21 protein-coding genes are annotated in these 21,684 nt (G+C 62.0%); 11 read left to right on the top strand and 10 right to left on the bottom strand.

Features of this window, described 5'->3' with window-relative positions; translation table 11 throughout:
- The first annotated feature begins 158 nt into the window (after positions 1-158).
- Entirely contained in the window at positions 159-1,079 is a 921-nt protein-coding gene (locus CXY72_RS02640; protein WP_104126170.1) for an aldose 1-epimerase family protein, read from the top strand.
- Positions 1,080-1,317: 238 nt separating this feature from the next.
- Here the strand turns inward: CXY72_RS02640 and CXY72_RS02645 are convergent, their stop codons facing one another.
- From CXY72_RS02645 to CXY72_RS02660, 4 genes are read right to left on the bottom strand one after another with little or no spacing between them, the layout of a single operon-like run.
- The gene (locus CXY72_RS02645; protein WP_104126171.1) at positions 1,318-3,237 is read right to left on the bottom strand and encodes a glycoside hydrolase family 127 protein; all 1,920 of its coding nucleotides are present in this window, start codon (positions 3,235-3,237) and stop codon (positions 1,318-1,320) included.
- Between the two features lie 36 nt (positions 3,238-3,273).
- Complete coding sequence (locus tag CXY72_RS02650) at positions 3,274-4,170, bottom strand: carbohydrate ABC transporter permease (protein ID WP_104126172.1); 897 nt, start codon at positions 4,168-4,170, stop codon at positions 3,274-3,276.
- Positions 4,167-5,126 (bottom strand): carbohydrate ABC transporter permease, encoded by a 960-nt coding sequence (locus tag CXY72_RS02655; RefSeq protein WP_104126173.1) that lies wholly within the window; start codon positions 5,124-5,126, stop codon positions 4,167-4,169. The genes CXY72_RS02650 and CXY72_RS02655 overlap by 4 nt, the downstream gene beginning before the upstream one ends.
- A 33-nt stretch (positions 5,127-5,159) precedes the next feature.
- A complete protein-coding gene (locus CXY72_RS02660) occupies positions 5,160-6,434 on the bottom strand; it encodes an ABC transporter substrate-binding protein (RefSeq protein ID WP_104126174.1) in 1,275 nt (424 codons plus the stop codon).
- Between the two features lie 233 nt (positions 6,435-6,667).
- Here CXY72_RS02660 and CXY72_RS02665 point away from each other — a divergent pair, with 233 nt between their 5' ends.
- Entirely contained in the window at positions 6,668-7,678 is a 1,011-nt protein-coding gene (locus CXY72_RS02665) for a LacI family DNA-binding transcriptional regulator (RefSeq protein WP_104126175.1), read from the top strand.
- A gap of 299 nt (positions 7,679-7,977) precedes the next feature.
- Here the strand turns inward: CXY72_RS02665 and CXY72_RS19750 are convergent, their stop codons facing one another.
- The 6 genes from CXY72_RS19750 to CXY72_RS02680 all read right to left on the bottom strand — a co-directional run bounded on the left by CXY72_RS19750 (position 7,978) and on the right by CXY72_RS02680 (position 11,547).
- Entirely contained in the window at positions 7,978-8,343 is a 366-nt protein-coding gene (locus tag CXY72_RS19750) for an ATP-binding protein (protein WP_199183923.1), read from the bottom strand.
- A gap of 6 nt (positions 8,344-8,349) precedes the next feature.
- Positions 8,350-8,496, bottom strand: a complete 147-nt coding sequence (locus CXY72_RS19755; protein WP_199183924.1) for a hypothetical protein — start codon at positions 8,494-8,496, stop codon at positions 8,350-8,352.
- Between the two features lie 6 nt (positions 8,497-8,502).
- Entirely contained in the window at positions 8,503-8,646 is a 144-nt protein-coding gene (locus CXY72_RS19760) for a hypothetical protein (protein ID WP_199183925.1), read from the bottom strand.
- On the bottom strand, positions 8,643-9,389 hold the full coding sequence (locus CXY72_RS19765; protein ID WP_199183926.1) for a hypothetical protein: 747 nt from the start codon (positions 9,387-9,389) through the stop codon (positions 8,643-8,645). Before CXY72_RS19765 ends, CXY72_RS19760 begins: the two co-directional genes overlap by 4 nt.
- The gene (locus tag CXY72_RS19770) at positions 9,374-10,381 is read right to left on the bottom strand and encodes a DDE-type integrase/transposase/recombinase (protein WP_199183927.1); all 1,008 of its coding nucleotides are present in this window, start codon (positions 10,379-10,381) and stop codon (positions 9,374-9,376) included. Before CXY72_RS19770 ends, CXY72_RS19765 begins: the two co-directional genes overlap by 16 nt.
- A 332-nt stretch (positions 10,382-10,713) precedes the next feature.
- Positions 10,714-11,547, bottom strand: a complete 834-nt coding sequence (locus CXY72_RS02680) for a GAF and ANTAR domain-containing protein (RefSeq protein WP_370446196.1) — start codon at positions 11,545-11,547, stop codon at positions 10,714-10,716.
- 18 nt (positions 11,548-11,565) lie between these two features.
- On the opposite strand from CXY72_RS02680, the gene CXY72_RS02685 reads away from it, so the two are divergent.
- The 9 genes from CXY72_RS02685 to CXY72_RS02725 all read left to right on the top strand — a co-directional run bounded on the left by CXY72_RS02685 (position 11,566) and on the right by CXY72_RS02725 (position 21,672).
- Positions 11,566-11,862 (top strand): hypothetical protein, encoded by a 297-nt coding sequence (locus tag CXY72_RS02685; RefSeq protein WP_104126177.1) that lies wholly within the window; start codon positions 11,566-11,568, stop codon positions 11,860-11,862.
- 149 nt (positions 11,863-12,011) lie between these two features.
- Entirely contained in the window at positions 12,012-12,989 is a 978-nt protein-coding gene (locus tag CXY72_RS02690) for a substrate-binding domain-containing protein (protein WP_233197621.1), read from the top strand.
- Positions 12,990-13,067: 78 nt separating this feature from the next.
- Positions 13,068-14,678, top strand: a complete 1,611-nt coding sequence (locus CXY72_RS02695; protein ID WP_104126179.1) for a sugar ABC transporter ATP-binding protein — start codon at positions 13,068-13,070, stop codon at positions 14,676-14,678.
- Between the two features lie 117 nt (positions 14,679-14,795).
- Positions 14,796-15,719 carry an ABC transporter permease gene (locus CXY72_RS02700; RefSeq protein WP_233197622.1) on the top strand — a complete coding sequence of 308 codons (924 nt, stop codon included), beginning with the start codon at positions 14,796-14,798 and terminating at the stop codon, positions 15,717-15,719.
- The gene (locus CXY72_RS02705; RefSeq protein WP_104126181.1) at positions 15,716-17,158 is read left to right on the top strand and encodes an iron-containing alcohol dehydrogenase; all 1,443 of its coding nucleotides are present in this window, start codon (positions 15,716-15,718) and stop codon (positions 17,156-17,158) included. The genes CXY72_RS02700 and CXY72_RS02705 overlap by 4 nt, the downstream gene beginning before the upstream one ends.
- Complete coding sequence (locus CXY72_RS02710; RefSeq protein ID WP_104126182.1) at positions 17,155-18,660, top strand: FGGY-family carbohydrate kinase; 1,506 nt, start codon at positions 17,155-17,157, stop codon at positions 18,658-18,660. Before CXY72_RS02705 ends, CXY72_RS02710 begins: the two co-directional genes overlap by 4 nt.
- Positions 18,657-19,589 carry an HAD-IIA family hydrolase gene (locus tag CXY72_RS02715; protein WP_233197623.1) on the top strand — a complete coding sequence of 311 codons (933 nt, stop codon included), beginning with the start codon at positions 18,657-18,659 and terminating at the stop codon, positions 19,587-19,589. Before CXY72_RS02710 ends, CXY72_RS02715 begins: the two co-directional genes overlap by 4 nt.
- 74 nt (positions 19,590-19,663) lie before the next feature.
- On the top strand, positions 19,664-20,647 hold the full coding sequence (locus CXY72_RS02720; RefSeq protein WP_199183928.1) for a thiamine pyrophosphate-dependent dehydrogenase E1 component subunit alpha: 984 nt from the start codon (positions 19,664-19,666) through the stop codon (positions 20,645-20,647).
- Entirely contained in the window at positions 20,644-21,672 is a 1,029-nt protein-coding gene (locus CXY72_RS02725; RefSeq protein ID WP_104126183.1) for an alpha-ketoacid dehydrogenase subunit beta, read from the top strand. Before CXY72_RS02720 ends, CXY72_RS02725 begins: the two co-directional genes overlap by 4 nt.
- Positions 21,673-21,684 lie beyond the last annotated feature (12 nt).

Here is a 21,684-nt window from a genome sequence, read left to right on the forward strand (position 1 = left end):
CGCCGTCGGCATCGAAGTGTTCCATGATTTCGCCGAGATAGCTCGCACCGAGCTGCTCGTGATCGATAAGACCACCACCCAACGTGATTTCACGCGCGAAGTGCGTTGGAACCAGGCCTACTACCGACTGGCACAAGGCCTGTAAGGGGCGGTGGGGAATGAGGACCTTTACCGGTGCCAGTAGTGTGCAATACGAGATCGAGGGCTTCGGCTACCGCGCTGTCGTCACCGAAATAGGCGCGTGCCTGCGCGAGCTGGAATTTCTGGGCCGCGAACTCATCGTCAGCTTCGCCGTCGACGAACCCATGATTGCGTACCGCGGAGCGGTGGCAGCACCCTGGCCCAACAGGATTGCGGATGGGGAGTACGAAGTGAATGGCGTCGTGCATCACCTACCGATCAATGAACCGATCCGCAATTGTGCACTTCACGGCCTGGTATTTGGCGAGCGGTGGCATCTCCTCTCCCACACGGCAGATGAAGTTACTCTTGGTCTGGATTTGCTGCCCAGCGTCGGCTATCCGTTTCACTTGGCAATGACCGTGACATATTCTGTGACTCTCGCTGGGCTTTCAACGTCGGTCGCTGCAACGAATGTGGGTGCAGCCACTGCCCCGTATGGGGTCTGCCCGCATCCCTATCTGCGGGCCGGAGACTCAACACTGAATAGCTGGATTCTGTCACTCCCCGCAGAACAGTACCTTCAGGTCAGCGACGACCGGCTACTCCCGCTTGCGCTTGCTCCGGTGCAAGAAAGCACCTTTGATTTTCGTGAACCGCGCGAGATCGGCTGGACACAAATTGACCATGCCTTCACCGCTTTGAGCCGCGACAACGGCTTGGTGACCATCGAACTAAGAGAACGCGACGGGGGAGGTGTGTCGATGACTTTTGATGCCTCATGCTCGTGGGTTCAAATTCACACCGCTGATCTCCCCGGATCAGAGAACGACCGGGTGGGTCTCGCTGTCGAACCGATGACGTGCGCGCCGGACGCTTTCAATTCCCATGACGGTCTCGTGAGCCTGGCAGCTGGCCAATCGCATCGCGCGGGTTGGACAATCAGCGCCATCCAGTAGGGGACCCGTCGCACTGATGCGGATTATGCCATCGTCGATCCGGCACTGGGTGCCGGGCCGATCTCAAACCGGCCGCGGGTGTAAAGCCGAGGGAGTCAGGGAATCGACGCTCAGCCAGAAATTCCCAATGGCCGCCGCGCCTACACGGTCACAACGTCCAGTAGCGACATCACCAATGGGCCGCGGTGACGGTAAGAGTATTCGCCCCAGACCGTAGTCAGGAACGATCTGCTTCGCGTCAGACGACCGCAGCGTCGCCCTCGGTCGGTAGCCACACACGCATGGACGACGGGCCACGGTTCGCCCAAGAGTAATACGGCAAGAGCTGCACGCTCTGGATCTCCGGCGATACTTCCGGTGCGTCAATCCCGTACGGCCATGCAAGGTCCGGTGCCACCATGCCGCGCACGCCGATGGTCACGACACCGTCGACGTCGTTCAGCTCCCCAGTGATTCGCAGATTGTCGACGCTGCCGGCGAATGGGACATCCGTCGATTCAAGACAGAGGACCACCGGCCCCCGCTCGACAGCCCGCTGGCCGCGGAGCGCGTCAATCCGCGGGTCCGGTGTGGTCCAACGAGCTGCCACGGGGAGGATGAGCGTGATCTCATCGCCGATGGTGAACACTCGGCGGGTCAAGACTGTGCCCGGGGCCACATCCCGGGACTCGCCATCCACCCGGAGCTGCGCTCCAGTTGTCGCCCAGGCGGGCACACGAAGGGAGAGGTCCCACTCGGCGTCGAGGGTCTCGGTCACGACCATCCGAATCTCGCCATCGCGGGGGTAGTTCGTCTCAACGCGCACGACAACCGGACCGCCATCGAGGGCCGCGGACACTTCCCCGGCCGCGTACTGGTGCAGTTGAAGTCCGTTTGAAGTCGACGTGGCAAAGTAAGATCCCAGCGTTGCCAGGGTGCGGGCGACATTGGTGGGGCAGCAGGACACATCGAACCACGGCGCGCGCAAGCTGGAGGATGCTCGTGGACTCGGATCCTCAGCGGACGGCGTTGAACCCGGCACCCGCTGATGGAGGGTATTGGTGTAGTAGAACGCGCGCCCATCAGCCGCGGGAGACGTCGCGACCACGTTGTACAAGGTGCGTTCGATCATGTCGGCGTAGCGTTCTTCACCGGTCGCCAGAAGTAGACGGTAGTTGAGCATGATTGAACCGATACCGGCGCAGGTTTCGGAGTACGCACGATCGCTCGGCAGCTCGAAGTCCGAACCAAACGATTCGCCCTCATGGTGGGCGCCCATCCCTCCGGTTATATAGGTCCGCCGGGCGACGGTGCGCGCCAGCTGCGTCGACACCGCGGCGATCAGCCCGGCATCGTCGTCTTCCACGCCCAGATCAACGGCACCAGCGGCAAGATAGACCGCTCGCACGGCGTGCCCGCGCAACACTTCGGCGTCACGCACGGGAGTCTCGTCCTGGTAGTAGCTCGGGCCGAGCTCGATGTCGCCGAGCAGGCCGTGCCCACGACGGTCGATGAACAACCGAGCCTGGTCGATGTAACGGTTCTCTCCCGTGTATCGGCCGAACTCGACCAGCGCCATCTCTACCTCGGGGTGCCCGCAGATCGATTCGATGCCACCCACGCCGAAGACCTCGCAGAGGTGGTCGGCGGCGCGGCGGGCGATGGTGACGAGTGCGTCGTCGCCCGCCGTGCGCCCTCGCGCCACGGCGGCCTGCAGGAGGTGGCCGTAGCAGTACAGCTCGTGGCCCCACTGGAGATCGGAGTAGCGCGGCCCTTGGCCGGGCCGGCCGAAGCGGGTATTGAGATAGCCATCCGTCTCCTGGGCAGCTCCGACGCGTGCGACGAGCGCACGCAGACGGGCGTCAAGTTCTTCGTCCTGGGTGCGGCCGACCTCCCAGGCCATCGCCTCGAGAAGCTTGTACACGTCGGAGTCCGAGAACTCGCGACCACGCCGATCCGCTGGCAAACGTCCCTCCACGGCGGCGTCGAAGTTGCCGATCCAGCCGACCTTCTCCATCCAGGCTTCGCAGTGGCCAATTATGGCCGAGGCGTTCAGGTCTTGCATGTCTGCCCAGAAACCGCTCTCGATCCGCACCGCTGACAGCGCGAGAGGGCGGAGCGCACCTCGTGACGGGGAGACGGGAAACGCGGTTGCTGGCAGGGGGGTGCGTACGGTCATGGTGGTCTCCAGTGCGGATTATCGGCGAAAAGTTGGCTACTTGACCGCGCCGAGCGTGAGTCCTTCACGCAGCAGCCGGTAAGTGAAAACAAAGAGGATGAGAATGGGCACCGATGTGATGACGGCCAATGCCATCAGCCCGGGCCAGTTGATGCCGAACGCAGAAACTTGCTGGGCCAGCAGCGCACTCAGCGGGTAATTCCCGGGTGAGAGGAAGAAATTGACCGCATAGAGAAATTCGCCCCAGGACATCAGGAAGACGAGAGTGCCGGTCGTGGCGACGCCGTTGCGGGCGATCGGAAGCATAACCGACCAGAAGGTGCGCATTGTGCTCGCGCCGTCGATCGATGCGGCTTCTTCGAGCGCTTCAGGCACCGAGCGGAAGAACGGCCGCAGCAGCAGGGTGGCGAATGGTACCAGAAGAGCAGTATCGGCGACGATCACGCCGAGGTTCTGGTCGAGCAATCCCCACGCCCCGAAAATCTGGTACAGCGGGATGACGTTGGCGGTCTGTGGAACCATCTGCAACACGATCAGCAGGCCGAGGCCGATAGTCGTGATGCGGGAGTCGACCCGCGCCAGTCCATAGCCGGCCGGAATCGCCACGAGTAGCGTGAGCGCCGTTGTTCCTGTTGCGATCGTCAGCGACTGCTGCATGGCTATGAAGAGACCCTGGTTGGCGAGCACGGCCGTGTAAGCCTCGAGCGTGGGTGTGAACAGGAACGACGACTGCGAGGAGATGACGTCACTCGGGTCCTTCAACGACGTCAACACGATGAACAAGATAGGGATGGCGTAGACGAGCAGGAGCACCACGCGCAACGGGCCGGCGATGGGTTCGAATCGACGACGAAGTCGCCGTGGGCGTGGGCGTGGGTGTGGGGTGGCCGACGGTACGGCTGCCGCATCCCGCGTGGGGATCATGATGCTCATGAGTTGGCCTCCTCGGCGCGAACGCTGCGTGCGTAGATCACGGCGAGCACGAGCACGAGTAGCACCGAGATGACTGCGGTCGCGGCCCCCATGCCGAAATCGAACCGTACGAACGCCTGCAGGTAGCTCAGGAACGGCAGTGTGTTGGTTGAGACGCCCGGTCCGCCGTAGGTCATGACGAAGATGAAGTCGAAGGACCGGAACGCGTACACGATCGTGAGAACGGCGAGCACAAGCGTGGTCGGCCGCACGGCGGGGATGATCATGTACCGGATCTCCTGCCACCGGCTCGCGCCGTCGATCCGTGCCGCTTCGAAGGTTTCCGCGGGAATGCCGAGAATTCCGGCACGGAAGACGAGCGCGTTGAACGGCACCACGGCCCAGGAGTTGACGATCGCCACCGACAAGAGCGCGAATCTGTCGTCGTAGAGAAACGGCACGGCGTCTTGCGTGAGCCCCACCCCGGTGATGACGGAGTTGATCAGGCCGGCGTCGCCAAGCAGAAACTTCCAGACGCTTCCGTTCACCACAGGCGGAAGGGCCCAGATGAAGACCATGAGGCCGAGCACGAAGGCAGAGAGCAGGTTGCTCGTGCTGAGCAAGATCGCAGCGGCCAGCCCTCCGACCAGTCCGATGATAGTGACGATCAGAACGAACGCGATGGTGTTGCCCAGAGTCGGGAAGAGAGAACCCTGGGCCGCGCTGCCAACGAAGTTGTCCACTCCGACGAATTCCCACGGTTGGTTGAGCGTTCGCGCGGTCACGTCGCTGACACTCATGCGTGCCAGCTGGGCCAACGGAAAGAACGAGAAGACGAGGAGGAAGATCCCTGCTGGCAGGGCGAAGGCGAGCCTCTTGCGTTTGGCTGCGTGCCAGCGTGCGCCCGACCGGGGCGCCCGGCCGGGCGGCGCTGGAGTACGCCGTGCCGGCCCTGAGACCGTCAGATCTGTTGACATGGACTTCCTACCTCGCCTCGTTGTGTACCGGGTCTACTGCGCGAGCAACTGCTCAAGGTCAGTGACGAGCTTCGTTGCGGCCTCGGCAGGTGTCATCTGGCCACCGATGACGGCGCTCCAGATTTGTCCCACGACGAGCTGCTGGTCTGCGATAGACACCGCCGGCACGGCCGGTGACGGATAGTTCGCCCCGTTTTGCTCGAGCGACTGGGCAAACGCCGCGAGGATCGGATCCTCGGTCACCTCGGGGGCGGATGCGGCATCCAGGCGGCTCGGGATGCTGCCGACCCCGCTCAGCGCGATGGCCTGTCCTTCCTCGCTGAAGTAGGTCTGCTCTAAGTAGTCCCAGGCGAGTTCCGGGTTCGCGCTGAACGCCCCGATGCTCTGGCCCTCGCCACCGAGATAGACCTTTCCGCTGTCGCCGACTGGAAGTGGCACGACGCCATACTTGAAGTCGGCGTCGCTGCGAGCGGTTCCGAGCTGCCAGTTCCCGTTCTGGGCGAACGCCACGTTTCCCGCCGCCCAAGTCTGGAACGGAACCGTCTGGTCCCAGGTCACGGCCTCGCGCGTGAGTGAACCCGACCCGGTCCAGGACTGGATCATCGTGAAGGCGTCCTCGAGCGGTGCGGCCTCGGGCTTGTCGTAGTTGAATCCGAAGCTCGTCAGCCACGGGTACGCCTGCCACTCTCCCTGTGACTGGGGCAAGCCAGACAACGTGATGCCGCTCTTGCCTGCGGCGGTCACGGTCGCCAGAGCGGCGTTCAGTTCATCCATCGTCGTGGGCGGCTCAACGCCAACCTCATCGAGGATGTCCTGGTTGTACCAAAGGCCCAGCAGATTGACGTAGCCCTGAACGGCATAGACATCGTCCTCGAGAGAGTGCACGACGGCCTCGGGGAACTGGTTCTTGTCGGCGAAGGCACCCCACTGTTCGGTGATGGGGGCGAGAGCGCCGCCCAGAGCCAGCGCCGAGGCGTCTGCACCGTTGAACACGACCACGTCGGGTCCGGTCTTCGAACCCACTGCGGTGATGAGCTTCGAGTTCAGTTGGTCATAGGGAACAAAGACGTTCTCAACTGTGACACCGTCATTGTTCTTCTCAAAGAGGTCTTTATAGTCGGTCATGACCTTGACCTGGTTCTCATCGCTGAAGTAGTGCCACACCGTGATGGTGTCGCTGTCGCCAGCGGATCCACCTGATGATGTCGGGGTGCACCCGGTGAGGGCGAGCGCTGCCGAAACGGCAATTGCACCGCCCGCCAAAGAGAATGCGCGGATGCGGCTGTTGCGCGCGGATTTCACTGCCATGTGAGTTCCTTGTCTGGAATCGTCGTTGATTGGTGCGTCGCGATGCGAATAACATCCACGAAATGTACCGAAAAGGTTTTCGGCGAATGTATCAGCCAGCAATGGCTGCCGTCAACCGTGTACTGTCGACTCAACCGAAAAACTTTTGGTTCCGTCTTTTCGCGGAGACTTGCCCGCGGTCCGGATCGTGCCGCCGAGCATCCGCAGTAATCGAAACGCTAGGGGGCGCCGCTATGGTGACCACAGACAAGCCGCAACCCCGCTCCACCCTGCGCGATGTCGCCAGGCTGGCCGGTGTCTCAGTCGCCACCGCCTCGAAAGCACTGAACGGTCGCGACCAAGTGCATCCGGACACCCGTGCCCGCGTACTCGTTGCTGCGGAGCGGATCTCGTTCACTCCCAACGCGCTCGCTCGCGGGCTGCTGGCCGGGCAGACCGGCACCGTCGGGCTAATAACCGGCGACCTCGACGGTCGCTTCTCCCTGCCGATTCTGATGGGAGCCGAGGATGCGTTTGGCAAAGGGAAAATGTCGGTTTTCCTGTGCGATGCGCGCGGCGATGCCATCCGGGAGAAGTACCACCTCGACGCACTGCTTAGCCGGCGCGTTGACGGTCTGATCGTGGTGGGCTCGCGTACGGATCCACGGCCATCACTTGGTCGGAACTTGCCGGTACCTGTCGTATATGTCTACGCCCCCTCAACCGACGAGAATGATCTCTCCCTCGTGCCCGATAACGTGCAAGGAGGCGCAGATTCCGCAGAGTTCCTGGTTTCTCGAGGCCGGCGTCATATCGCCCACATCACCGGTGAAACCGGTTATGCAGCATCACAGGATCGCGTGCGCGGCATCGAAAGAGCCATGTCGAGTCATGGCCTGCCACTGGTCGGTGGCGCCCAGTTCGGCTCCTGGACTGAACAATGGGGACGCAACGCAGCAGCCCAGTTGATCGAGCAGCATCCCGAGGTCGACGGAATCCTGTGCGGGAATGACCAGATCGCCCGCGGCGTACTCGAAACCGTGCGGGAGGCGGGCTGGACCGTGCCCGGGCGGGTCGCAGTGATGGGTTACGACAACTGGGAGGTCTTCACGACTGGATCTCGGCCCCAGCTAACGAGCGTGGACATGAACCTGGAGGCGCTTGGTGCATTGGCAGCGCGCCGACTATTTGATGCCATCAACGGTGATTCTCGGTCCGGTGTCGAGCTGCTGCCATGCCGAATCGTTCCACGCGAGACCACCTAGCTGTACTGCCCAGGGAGGTTGGTTGAGTAAATATGACGACATGCTGTAGTCACTGAACGTGGGTGAGGACCTCCGGTTGTGGAGTGAAGTGTCGCTAGCCAGGGATAGGGGACCACCCTGTTGACAGGAGTATGGGACCACCTGGAGTGGTCACTGAGCATTGCGGACACCTCGATCCGTGTCAAGGGCGACACGCTGGCGTTGCCGGTATGGGGGCCCTCGACGATGAGGTGGTGCGCTCCGGAGGTGAGGCGGTCGACGGCGGATTGGGCCAGGAGCGCGTCGATGGTCATCGTGAGCTATTCGGAGGGTTCGCGGTTGGACACCCAGATGGTGCTCTTCTTGCGGTGGCGTTCGACGACGAGTTCGTAGAAGTCGCTGGTCTGGGTAGCGTCGAGCGGCTTGAGGGCGAAGTCGTCGAGAATCAGGAGGTCGACGGCGGTGATGCGGCGTATTTCGGCGTCGAGGGTGTTGTCGAGGCGGGCGGCGCGGAGCCGGGTGAAGAGCTTGTCGGCCCGCGAGTAGCTCACGCTGAGATGCCGGCGGATTGCCGTGTGGCCCAGGGCCGTGGCGAGGGGGGTTTTCCCGACGCCGACGGGGCCGAGGATGAGGGCATTGGTGGCGGCCTCGGTAAGGCGGAGGCTGGCCATATCGGACCAGAGCATGCGGTCTTAGCGGAGGTCCGCTGATTCATCCCAGGTCTCGATGCGCATGGTGGGGTCGAGGCCGGCTTTGGCGGCACGGAGGGTTCCGGAGCGCCCCTCGCGCCGGGTGCCCTCGTCCATGAGGAGCAGCTCGAGAAACGTGGCGTGGCCCATGCTGTGTTAACGCGCGAGGGCGAAGCGTTCAGGGACAGTGTCCTTCAGGCCGGAGAGCTTGAATGTGCGCAACGTGTGGGCGAGGTTGGTGCTGATGGGATCGACCGGCCGGGGCGCGGTCGGTGTGGGTTTGGTCGTCGTGACGCTCATGAGGGGATCTCTATTTCGGTGTCGGGAACGATGAGGGTGAACAGGCCGGGGCTCAGAGTCAAGCCAGTGCCGGACGTCGCTCGGGCCGTGGCCGTGGCCCTGGCGGTGGGGATCATTCGTTCAACGACCGGGGTGGTCCCAAGACTGGTGAGGCTGGTCCCGGAACTGGCCAGATCGGCGCGCCGCCGGGCGGCATATTCGGCGGGGGATCGAGCGAACCGGGCGCTGTTGGCGTTGTCGGTCCGGGCGGGCAGCAGCGGGATCGTGTTCTCTGTCGCGCGTTGCAGCATCGACTCGATCTTCATGACCGAGACCACGTCGAGCTCCAACGCCCGGGCGCAAGCCGTCTCGACGGGGTCGGCGCCGTAACGACGCACCAAACCCAGCAGCCGGTAAACGGCCCGCATGCGCGCCCACGGCCGTGGGTCATCGAGGATCTGGGCTGTATAAGATGCGTGGGCCGTGGGCCGTGGGCCGTGGCCCGCAGCCGTCGCGACGAGGAGATCGAGGTCACGGAGCGCATATCTTGCCTTGCCTGTGGGGATGTCGGCCGGGTCGGTGGACCGCCCGCCGGGCTCCTGCCGCGGGTGGATCCGCACCAGCTTGCCGCTGTCATAAAGCTTGACGAGAGCTCGGTCAGCGCGGGCGTCGTGGTCCCGGCCGAGGTAGCTGCCCGGCACCGAATACAACGCCTTCCCCACCTCGACGTGCAGGTCCAGGTGCACCTTCACCCGGGTGAACATCGGCACGTCATACACCGGCGGGACCGGCAGCAAGACCTGTGCCTCGGCCTGGGCAAACAGCTCAGCGGGGCGGGCCTGGGTGCTGCCATGGATCCGCATCCCCGGCCGATCAGGGCACCACCGGGTGACGGCGTCCTGGGCTTGTTCGAGGGTGGCGAAGGTCTCTCCGGCCCAGACATTGCGCGCACGTATTGCACCGCCCGCTCGAACTTGGGTTTGTCCTTAGGTGCCCTCACGCGGGCAGGGTCGGTGACGAACCCGGCGTGCTGGGCGTAGTCGAGCCACCCTGACGACAACTTCGGGTTGACTGCGTCGGCAGCGATGACGACGGGCTTGAAATTATCGGGGATGAGGACCCTAAATACCCCGTTAAAGAAGGCGCACGCCGCTTCGCACTCGGCGAGCACCGCGGCGAGGGTCTGCGAGTAAGACAGCCAGACGAACATGCGACGTGAGTACGCGGAGGTGAAAATCAGCGCGTGCACGCGCCGGCGTTTCCCAGTGTCCGCGTCAGTGATGAATCCCATCTGACCGAAGTCGAGCTGCAACTCCGAGCCCGGCTCGCCAGCGTTGACGCGGACCGTGACGTCGCGGAGCCGATACCCGCAGCGTTCTGTCGCGAAGCGATGCAACGTCCGATACGGCACCATGCAGCCCGACCGGGCAAGCAGCTCCTCGATCTTCACGATCGAGAGCGCCGGATGGTCACGGCCATCACCAGCGACCCAGACCTTGATCTGCGCCTCGCGCTCCAGTAATGCCTCCCAGGCGCTGCCGTGGCCGTTGGGCCGGGCTGGTCGCACCGCGGCAACGACCGCACCGACGATCTCGTCCGTTAGCGCCGTGACACTGGCCGATCGCTCCAACCCCGCCTTTTGCGCCGCGAGCACATAGCGCCGCACGGTCTTGCGATCCACGCAGGCACGCTCGGCGACGACGCGCAGCCCGACCCTGTCCAGCCACCCCCACAGCACTTCCCTGATCTCATTCACACTGACCTCCCTGAATCCCATAGCCGATGACTCCTCCACGGCGAGAAACGCTGACGCGATGATCAAACAGCTGCGCGAAGAACCCACCGGCACGACTCGCCGGGTGGTCCTATAACTGGCTATTCAGGTGGTCCCATGAACCTGGCAGAAAACCGCCTACGGTGGTCCCATATTCATGGCAAACGACAGGTACCAGTGGCCCATCGTATGCACGAGGTGCAGCAGTCCAAGCTGATTGTTTGTGGTCTCTCCCGAGTAGCGGCGGCTCGGGCGATTCCCTGCTGGCGATTGTTTTGACCACTGGCGCAGCTGGCGCCGCAGGGATACATGGCCTAAATCAGAATCAGATTGTTGATCACGTCAGCGGCGCTTCTGTGCATCGGCTCCTGGCGTGAACGGGCGTGCGCGCGGAGACGCTTGAAGGCCTCATCCATATTGATGTTGTTGCGTGCCGCAATGACGCCCTTTGCCTGCTCGATGAAAACTCGGCTGTTCAGTGCGTGTTGAAGCTGAGCGTTCACCGTCGCGTTTTTTCGAGCAGTGCGTTCGTGAAGGAGAGTGATGGTCGCCACGTCGGCCAAGGCCTGCCCGATGACCGCATCCTCATCGCTCAACGCACCTTTGTGACTTCGAAACAGATTCAGTGCGCCGATTGTACTTGGACGAAAGCGCATCGGAATGGCGTGTACGGATTGAAAACCTTGGGCTAGCGCTGCTGCCTGAAAATCGGGATAGTCGTTACCATCCGCTGCAATATCGCTCAGGGTGACGACCGTGCCGGATCGATAAGCGTCGACGCATGGACCGGCACCGGCCTCGTTTTGCAGTACTTCAACCCGACGGCTTTCCTCACTCGTGGAGGCGATGACCTGAAGATTGCCGTGTTGGTCCGCCAGGAGAAGACCCGCTGCCGTGGCGTCGAGCAGCACGACACATTGATCGACCAAAGTACGCAGGAGGTCAGCAGAGTCGTACTCTCCCACCAGCGCGTCAGCCAGTTGCACAAATGCTCCGCTCACCAGCGAGGCGCGAGACAGTTTCGTCATGCTTATCATTCTGGACTCGTTCCCACAATTGATAACGAGCTCCGCCCGAATCTCAGTATTTTGGGAGGAAGGCGTCTTTCTTCCCGGCAATGCCCTGCTGTTGGTCAGTGACGTTCTCACTTCAGCGACGTTCTCACCTTGGGCGGGGCGATCAGCTGGCCGCTCTGGGTCGTGATCCCGGCCAAGCGCTCTCGGCGGCGCTGGGCGACCAGCTCGGCTACGGCATCGGCCGACCGAACCGCGTTCATCCCCGCGACGGCGGCCGGTGATATTTTGCCAAGCTCGCCGACCAAGCTCGCCGACCAAGCTCGCCGACCAAGCTCGCCGACCATCATTCTCGAGTTCTTCGAACAGCACCACTGGTCCATTGGACCCAGCGCCGCCGTCGAATTCTTCACGGCCTTCGTGCTCAGTCGGGTAGGCCGTTGGGTCTGAACCAGGGCAGGTTCTTGACAGACCTTTGGGGGGCGTGCCACACTCGACCAAGGCCGCATGGTCGATCAGCTTATGAATAAATATGCTACGAGCCGTGAACTGTTTCAAAGGAGAAACGCATGCAGAGTTTTAAATTTCGCCCAAAACGTATGATCGCGACCGCAGCGGCTTTATCGGCCGCTCTACTCTTCACCGGCTGCAGCCCGACTGTCTCCTCGACAGGCGCTTCCGGAAGCGGCAGTGATAATGGCAAAACGATTGGGATTGCAGTCGCGGACCAAAAATCACTGTTCTACGTCGCAGCCGTAGACGGAATGAAGCAGGCTGCAGACGAAGCCGGTTATAAACTCGTCACGCTCTCCGCCAATAACAATTCCGGTCAACAGGTCAACCAGGTTCAGGATTTGATCACTCAGCAGGTCGACGTGATCATTTTCATCGCCCAAGACGCGACGTCAGCAGCAGCCGGCGTCAAGCTGGCCAATGACGCCGGTATTCCGATCGTTGCCGTCGACCAAAAGCCTGAGTCTGGCAACGGCAAACTGGCGACCTACATCGCGACGGACAGCGTCGCGGCAGCCGAGAAGCTGTGCACCTGGATGTTCGACCAGTTCGGCGGCACCGGCGACATAGCGATCCTCCAAGGCCCGCTTGGCTCCACCGCAGAGTTGCAGCGCAGCGAAGGCTGCGCAAAAGCACTGGCCAACTATCCCGACGTCAAGGTCGTCGCTCAAGAATCAGCCGGTTGGGACGAAACCAAGGCATTCACCGCCGCACAGAATATCCTGACGGCAAATCCCAACTTGAAAGCAATTTTCGGCGAAAGCGACGCCATGGCTCTGGGCGCAGCCAAGGCTGCACAGCAGGAAGGCCGCACCGGCCTGGTCTTCGTCGGTATCGACGGATTCCCGACAATGTTCACGGCGGTCGCAGACGGATTGACCCAGGCCACAATGGCGCAGCAGCCGTACCTTATGGGGCAGCTGTCGGTCCAGGACGCGGTGAAGATTGCCGAGGGAAACGGCGGAGACATTCCCAAACTCCAGTACCAGGACACGGTGCTCGTCACCGGTGAGAACGTCGCTGACAACGATCCCGCGAAGTTCTACGGTCCTAACTTCAAGTAATCGAACAGCCGCCGGTGGAAGACGCGTCAACCGCGTTTGACCGTCTTCCACCGGTTCTATTGCGATCGCAATGAATGGATGACAGTGGTACAGACACTCGCACACACGATTCACGACGGCCAGGCAAACGAAGATTCTTCGGGTCTCATTTGTATGGGGCTCTCCAAAAGCTACTGGGGAGTTCCGGTACTCAAGGGCGTTGACATTACGCTCCGGCCTGGAACTGTCATTGGACTTATCGGCGAGAACGGGGCCGGAAAGTCGACAACGTCGTCGATTATCGCGGGCATAGTTGAAGCCAACGGCGGTTCGATGACCATTGACGGCGTTCCTTACGAACCAACTCGGCCCTCAGATGCCTTAAAAAATGGTGTCGCGCTTATTCATCAAGAGATTCGTATGGTTCCGGAGCTGTCGGTAGCGGAGAACATCTTTATCGGGAGGCTGCCTCGTCGACGAGGAGTGATCGATCGCAATCGCATCAACGACGAGGCGAGGGAATACCTCGAGCTTGTCGGTTCACAGACTGATCCGCGCCGCCCCGTTGCCGGACTTTCCATCGCGGCGCAGCAGGAAATCGAGATCGCACGCGCCCTCTCCCGCGAACCGAAATACATCATTTTCGATGAGCCATCGGCTTCCCTCGGTCAGTCCGAAACTCAACATGTTTTCGCTCAGATCGCAGCGTTGAGACAACGTGGCGTAGGAATCGTGTACATTTCCCACCGCTTGGAAGAGATCAAAGAAGTCGCGGATACGATCGTGTGCCTCAGGGACGGTGCGTTGGTCGGAAATTGGCCGGCAAGCGAGATCACGAAAGAAGAAATGGTCAAGGCGATGGTCGGCCGCGACTTTGTTTTTTCCCACCGTGCGCCACAGCCCGCTACCGGCGAAGTTGCACTGTCCGTCACAGGATTGAGCAAAGCTGGAGTATTCGCGGGCATCGACTTCGATGTTCACCGGGGCGAAATATTCGGTTTCGCTGGACTCGTGGGAGCTGGCCGAACCGAGGTCGTGCGAACCATCGCCGGGGCGGATCAAGCCGACGCCGGGGAAATCAAGGTGCACGGCGAGGTCGTTCAGATCAGGAACCCACGGTCGGGAATCGACGCTGGGATCGCGATGGTTCCCGAAGACCGGAAAGGCCAAGGACTCAACCTGGACCGAACCGGTGCCGAAAACATCACCCTCCCGTGGGAAAAAGAGCTGAGTTCAGCCGGAATTATCACCAAGAAGAAGGTGACATCCACCGCGAACAAGCTGCGCGACTTCCTGGACATCCGCGGACGGCTCGACATCCCAGTGGGCTCTCTCTCCGGCGGAAATCAGCAGAAGGTCCTGCTGGCGAAGTGGCTGGTGAACGAGCCCAAAGTACTCATCCTCGACGAGCCCACCAGGGGGGTCGACGTCGGAGCGAAGATGACGATCTACGAGACCATCAGAGCCTTGGCCGAAACCGGCGTCGGCGTCATCGTCGTTTCATCAGAACTCGAAGAAGTACTCGGTCTGTCGCACCGCGTGCTCGTGATGTCCGGTGGCCTCCAGCGGGCGATTCTCGATCGCGCCGACGCGACACCGGAAGCCGTCATGGCCCTCGCGCTCAGCAACGTCCCAAAAGAATCCCCACTGGAGTCGCCGATCGACGGCGAAGCAGAGTATCAAACGACGATCAGAACGCAGGAGAACTGAACCATGGCCATAATCGACCGCAACGTCACGCCGCCTCGGCCAGACTCTTCTTCCGCCCACGACGAGGTCGCGCCTGCGTCTGCTGGGTCCGTCAACACGAACCGGTTCCGGCGAATAATGAGCCAAATTCCCGGTCCCCTGATCGGCCTGATCGTGATATTCGTCGCACTCTCATTTCTGTCCCCATACTTCCTGACTCCTCGCAACTTGCTCAATATCCTGAGCCAGGTTTCCGCTGTCGGCGTCATGTCGGTCGGAGCGCTACTGATCATCCTCCTGGGCGGTATCGACCTTTCCGTTGGCTCCGTGCTGGCGCTCAGCTCGATGTCCATGGCCGCAATGTACAAAATGGCCGGTTGGCCTTTCGAAGTCGCGCTCCTTGCGGGCCTTATCGTGGGCGCCCTCGTCGGCCTCATCAACGGCATCCTGACCGCCTACGGCAAACTGCAACCGTTCATCGCAACGCTGGCAACTATGTCCGCAGCGGCTGGCCTCGCGTTGTTCATCACGAATGGCAACCCAATCACGGGGTTCCCCGACTGGTTCATTGCGATCACAGCTACGAGCATTCTCGGCGTCCCGATCGAGGGCGTAATTCTCGTCGCGATATTCGCTATTGCCGCATTCTGGCTCAAGTTCCGGCCGTCGGGCCGTGCGCTCTATGCGATCGGCGGAAATGAGGAGGTGGCTCGACTTTCCGGACTTCCCGTGCGCCGCGCCAAAATCTTGGTGTACACCATCGCCGGATTATTAGCGGCAGTAGCAGGTCTCCTGGTCACCTCACGACTCGACTCCGCTCAGCCCACCGCTGGCGCTGCTGACCTCCTGAACGTTATCGCTGTCGTGGTCATCGGCGGTGCCAGCCTCTCTGGCGGGTCGGGCAGTCTTCTGGGCACGTTCGTCGGACTCCTCATCATCGGAGTCCTGAATAACGGAATGTCGCTTCTGAACGTCTCCGCCAACCTCCAGCCCGTGGTTATTGGCGCCGTTATCGCCGCCGCGGTTCTCACTGACCGAAAGTCGAGTAGAAGGCACACATGAGTACATTCGCCTCAATCACCGATCCCACCGACCTCGACGCGATTCGCGCGGTCATCGCCTCTACAGCCGATGCGGTCGACCTGGTTCCGCTCGGCATCCGCGCACTCGTGATCTCGCCTCAAGCAAGCTTCGGTTTAGTCCCAGCGGTGAAAAGCCTGGTAGCCGACGGACCGACAGGAACGCGTCGAGTCGCAGTGCTGGTCGATGAGACGGCCATCCTGCGCGATGGCCGTGACCTGAAACAGCAACTGTGCGAACTTCTTGCCGAAGCGTTCACGATCGAGATTGTCGTGCTCGGCCACGGGGGACAGCTGCACGCCGACGAGGACGCGCTCCACACTGCGACGGCGGCAATTGACGGGTATGACTGCGCCGTCGCGATCGGTAGCGGTACTGTTTCCGACATCGGAAAAGTGGCCACTGACCGCCTGGGTGGAATCCCGCTCGTGATCGTGCAAACCGCAGCATCCGTCGACGGCTTTACCGACAACGTCTCGGTGGTCCTGCGCAACGGAGTGAAGCGCACTATCCCCTCCCGATGGCCCGACGTCGTGCTCGCCGACATCACGACAATCGCAGACGCACCCGTTGCCATGAACACTGCCGGTTTTGGTGAGGTGCTCTCGCTCTACACCGCTCCTGCTGACTGGGAACTCGCCAACCGCTTGGGCTTCGATAACAGTTTTCGGCTGACCCCGAGGGATTTCCTGCTCGAGTTTGCCGGCGACCCCGCCACCTGGGTGGACGGCCTCGCCGACGGCGCCCCCGAAGCCGTGCTTGATTTGACCCGGATGCTCGCCATTCGTGGAATGGGCACAGGGATTGCGGGTACCACGGCCTGCCTCTCCGGTGTCGAGCACGTCGTTTCGCACATGCTCGACATGTATGCCGCCGCCCACAATTTACCGATCGGCCTCCACGGAGCTCAGGTTGGCGTCGCAACTCAGGTTGCGTCCGCAGCATGGGACCTCTTGCGCCGCCGAGTGGCCGAGGGTGAGATCACAGTACGTTTCCCCGCTGCGAGCGACCTCGAACAGCACGTGAAACGAGCGTTCGAGGTATGCGATGAGACCGGCGGTCGCGGTGAGGAATGCTGGTCCGATTACGCCCGCAAGATCAAGGCGTGGAACGCCGACCCGGAACGCATGAAGGGCCTCGTCGCCAACGCGATCTCCGATGGCGTCGCGATTGCTGCCACGGTTCCCACGCCCGCGTCGTTGTCTGCCGGTCTGCTCGCTGCGGGGTCACCCACAACGCCGGGTGACCTTGTCGAATGGGTCACCCCGGATATCTGGCGGTGGGCTGTCGCGAATTGCCTGTTCATGCGCGACCGCTTCACGGTCATTGACCTGCTCTTCCTCCTCGGTTGGTGGACGCCGGCCGACGTGGACGTGGTGATTGAGCAGGCCTTTCAGGCGCAGAGTGAGCCGACGTCATGAGCGATGAGCGCGTGGTCATCGCGGTGGACTGCTCAACTACCGGCGCGAAAGCGAGTGTCTGGAACGCGGATGGCACCGAGGTATCGAGTGGTCGGGCCGAACTTGACTTGAGCATCCCCGCGCCGGGGCGCGGCGAACAAGATCCGCGCCAATGGTGGACAGCCATGCAAAGCGCGGTGCGCAGTGCGGTCGCGGGCCTCGACCTCAGACGTGTTATGTCCTTGACCGTAACTCACCAGCGAGAGAGTTTCGTGTGCCTCGACGACGACGGCGAAGCCGTGCGACCCGCGATGCTGTGGCTGGATTCCCGGGCTGGCGAGCAAGTGGACCGGTTTGGTTCGGCCGATGTACACGACCGCACCGGCAAGCCACCAAACACAACCGTTTCGTACTATAAATTGCTCTGGATGGCCGAGCATGAACCCGAGAATTTGCGTCGTACGGCGCACGTCGTCGAGGTGCATGGCTATCTGGTGCACTGCATGACCGGCCTCTGGGCAACCTCGACCGCAAGCATGGACCCTACCGGCCTCGTCGACATTCGAACCGGCGACTACGACGCAGCCGTCCTGACGCACCTCGGTCTCGACCGCTCTCAACTGTCGACGCTGCACCTTCCCGGAGACGTCATCGGAGGCCTCACCGTCGATGCCGCCGAGCTTCTCGGTCTGCTCCCTGGCACGCTCATCGTCGCGGGAGCCGGTGACGGACAGTGCGCAGGCCTCGGCGCCGGGGTCGCGGCGCCGGGGCGGGCGTACCTTAATATCGGTACCGGCCTGATCTCTGGAACGTATTCTTCTCAGTACCAGCCCGACAGGGCGTATCGAGCAATGCTGGGTACGATTCCGGGCAGCTTCGCGTACGAGACCTTCGTGGGGGCAGGTACGTACATGATCTCCTGGTTCATCGATACGTTCACCCATTGCTCGGAGGAGTTTCGCGGCGGGGTCGAGGTGACCCTCGAGTCCGAAGCGGCGGTCGTGCCTCGCGGCAGTCACGGCCTGTACGTTGTCCCCTACTGGAACGGAGCGCTTACGCCGTACTGGGACCATGAGGCCCGCGGCATCATGGTGGGCCTTCAGGGCGTGCACCGTCGCGCCCACATCTACCGCGCCGTACTGGAGGGCGTCGCCTTCGAACTGCGGCTGAGTCAAGACCAGGTTGAGCAAGCAACGGGGGACACCGTGCAAGAGTTCGTCGCTATGGGAGGCGGCTCGCAATGCCCGCTCTGGTGTCAGATAATCGCGGATGTTCTGCGCCGGCCCGTTGTATTGTCGCGCCAGAGGGAGACAACCTGTCTGGGCGCTGGCATGCTCGCGGCCTTCGGGGCGGGACTTTTTCCCAGCATCCGCCACGCCGCCGAGGCCATGAGTGCCACCGAGTTCCGATATGAACCCGACCCGAAAGCGGCCGACGACTACGAAGCTCTCTACCGCCGATACGCAGCGATCTACCCCGCGTTCCGCTCCTTCTTCCACGACCGGATCGAAGTGATGGCGTGAGTAAAACGACGGTGACCGGCCTGAGCGTACCCGCGGCGCAGACGGATGACGATGAACCGCGGGTGCTGCCCGAACGGGTCTACGACGCTTACCTGTTCGACCTGGACGGCACCATCTATCTGGGCGAGGAACTTCTCCCCGGAGCGCTCCAGCTTTTGACGCACCTCCGCGAGACGAAACGACGCGTGGTGTTTCTCTCGAACAACCCAACGCTCGACCGGGCAATGTACGTCTCCAAACTCACGAAACTCGGCATTCAGGTGGCTCCCGAGGAGGTTGTCAACTCAGTGGTGAGCATGGTCGCCTGGCTCAGGCGTGAACACCCTGGCAAAACGGTCTACCCGATTGCCGAACAACCGCTGATCACGGCACTGCAGAATGCGGGCATCCCGACGTCGTCTAACCCCGCTGAGATAGACATCGTCTTGGCGAGCTATGACCGAGGGTTCGACTATTCCAAGCTTCAAATCGCATTCGACGCTTTGTGGAAGCGGGAAGCGATCCTGGTGGCGACCAACTTGGATCGCTATTGCCCGTTTCCTGGTGGACGCGGTGAACCTGACGCGGCGGCGATTGTCGCGGCGATCGAGGCGTGCACCGGTGTGTCGTGCGTCGCCAACGCCGGTAAGCCCAGCGTGATCATGCTGGACACGGTGATGGCGACCCTGGGGCTGCGGCCTGAGCAATGCCTCATGACGGGCGATCGGCTCTACACGGATGTGAAAATGGCCGTGGATGCCCGGATGGACTCTGCGCTCGTGCTCACCGGAGACGCCGACCTCGACTCGGTGGCGCGCACCGCTGCAGCGGACCAGCCCACGTACATTCTTGACCGAGTGGACCATGTCATTCCAGCGGCTGTGCGGCATCAACTCGGTTGGTCTGATGTCCCATCAAAATCGCTTGCAGTGGGACAGAGAAGTGCGTAGCATAGAGTTTCATAACACGAATGAATATTCACTCCTTAACGCAGACGAAGAAGTCGAGAGAAAGGCGGTTCCCAATGGCCGAACTGGCACACGATACCCTGCGTGAAATGCAGCTGCGAATGTTGAGAATCCGAGCGTTCGACGAGCGCGCATCCAAGATGGTGAAACGAGGCCACATTCCCGGCACTGTTCACACCAGCATCGGGCAGGAAGCGCAGGTTGTCGGCGCCACGATGGCCCTGGGTGCCGGTGACTACATGAGCGGAAACCACCGCAGCCACGGGCACCCCATCGGAAAAGGCTCACCGCTCGGCCCACTCATGGCTGAACTTGCAGGCAAGGCGACGGGCGTCTGCAAAGGCAAGGGCGGCTCGCTCCACCTTGCTGACTTCGCGGTAGGAAGTCTCGGAGAGTCCGGCATTGTGGGGTCGTCCATCCCGATTGCCAATGGAGCAGCCCTGTCGTCGAAGGTGCTGAACAACGGCAAAGTAGCGCTTGCCTTCTTCGGCGACGGAGCCGCCAATCAGGGGGTCCTCTACGAGTCGATGAACATGGCCGGCGTGTGGGACCTCCCGATGATCTTTCTGTGCGAAAACAACCAGTACGCGCTGAGCACTCCGGCACACACCGTAACATCGGGCGTCATCTCCCAACGTGCCGCTGGATTCGGGATGCCCGGAATCAGAGTTGAAGAAGGCCAGGATGTTCTGGCTGTCTACGACGCCGTCTCCGAAGCGGTTGCACGGGCGCGCGCCGGGGACGGCCCCACCCTGGTAGAGGTCATGACCTACCGGTATAACGAACACTCCGAAGGGCTGAGACTAGGCACGGACTACCGAGACGCCGGCGAGCGCGAGGCCTGGTTGAAAAAGGATCCCATCATCCTCTTTCGTCACTATCTGGCATCTCAGGGATTCTCTGACGATGAGCTCGATGGTCTCCAGGCCACGGCGCTCGCCGAGGTCGACGCGGCTGTCGCATTCTCGGACGCGAGTCCCTACCCCGATCTTTCGGTCGCCTTCGACGACCTCTACACCGACAAGGAGTCCGCAGCATGACTGTGATGAGCTATTTGGGGGCTATCGGCGCAGCCCAGCGCGAGGCCATGGACGCCGACGAGCGCGTCATCATCATCGGCGAAGACGTCGAAGCGAATGTCTATGGCACTACCGGCGGCGGCAAATCCCGCAGCGACAAGGGTGATTTTCTGCAGCGGTATGGCAAGAACCGCATTCGCAACACCCCGATCTCCGAGGAGGGCATTGTTGGCGCGGCCGCCGGTGCTGCGATGACCGGGCTGCGCCCGATAGTCGACCTCTCCTACTCGAGCTTCTTGTACATGGCCATGGACCAGTTCGTGAACCAGGTGGCGAAAAACCGGTACATGTTCGGCGGCCAGGCCTCGATGCCCGTAGTCTTCCGTTCCGCCATGTTCTACGGACTGAACACCGGCGCGCACCACTCGGACCGTCCGTATCCGATGTTCATGAACGTCCCGGGACTGAAAATCATTGCCCCTGCCACGCCCTCAGACGCAAAAGGGCTGCTCCGCTCCGCGGTCGACTCCGACGACCCAATCCTCAGCTTCGAGGCCTGCCTCCTGTGGAGTGCAAAGGAGGACGTCGACGAGAACGAGTTTTGGATTCCGCTTGGGGTCGCACGCACGGCGAGAGAAGGAACGGACGTCACCGTCGTCGCTATCTCGAGCTCAGTGCCCGAGGCTGTGGCTGCAGCGGAAGAACTCGCACAGGAAGGCGTGTCCGTCGAGGTCATTGATCCGAGAACGCTCGTGCCACTCGACCGTGATGCCATTTTGCGGTCGGTGGCGAAGACTGGGCGCTTGGTGGTAGCCGAGCCCGCGCACCGCACCTGCGGCGCAGCGGCCGAGATCAGTGCGCTCGTCGCGGAAGAAATCTTTGATTCTCTCAAAGCCCCGATTATTCGTGTGACGGCACCGGACATGCAAATTCCCTTCAGCCCCTCGCTCGAAAAGCAGATGTACCCGACGAAGGCCACCATCGCGGCCGCCATTCGGCGCGTCGTCGACCTGCCGGCGCTTCAGCCGGTCGCAGCCGCAGTTTAATAACGAAAGAGA

Source organism: Cryobacterium sp. Y57, assembly GCF_002929505.1.
GTDB lineage: Bacteria > Actinomycetota > Actinomycetes > Actinomycetales > Microbacteriaceae > Cryobacterium.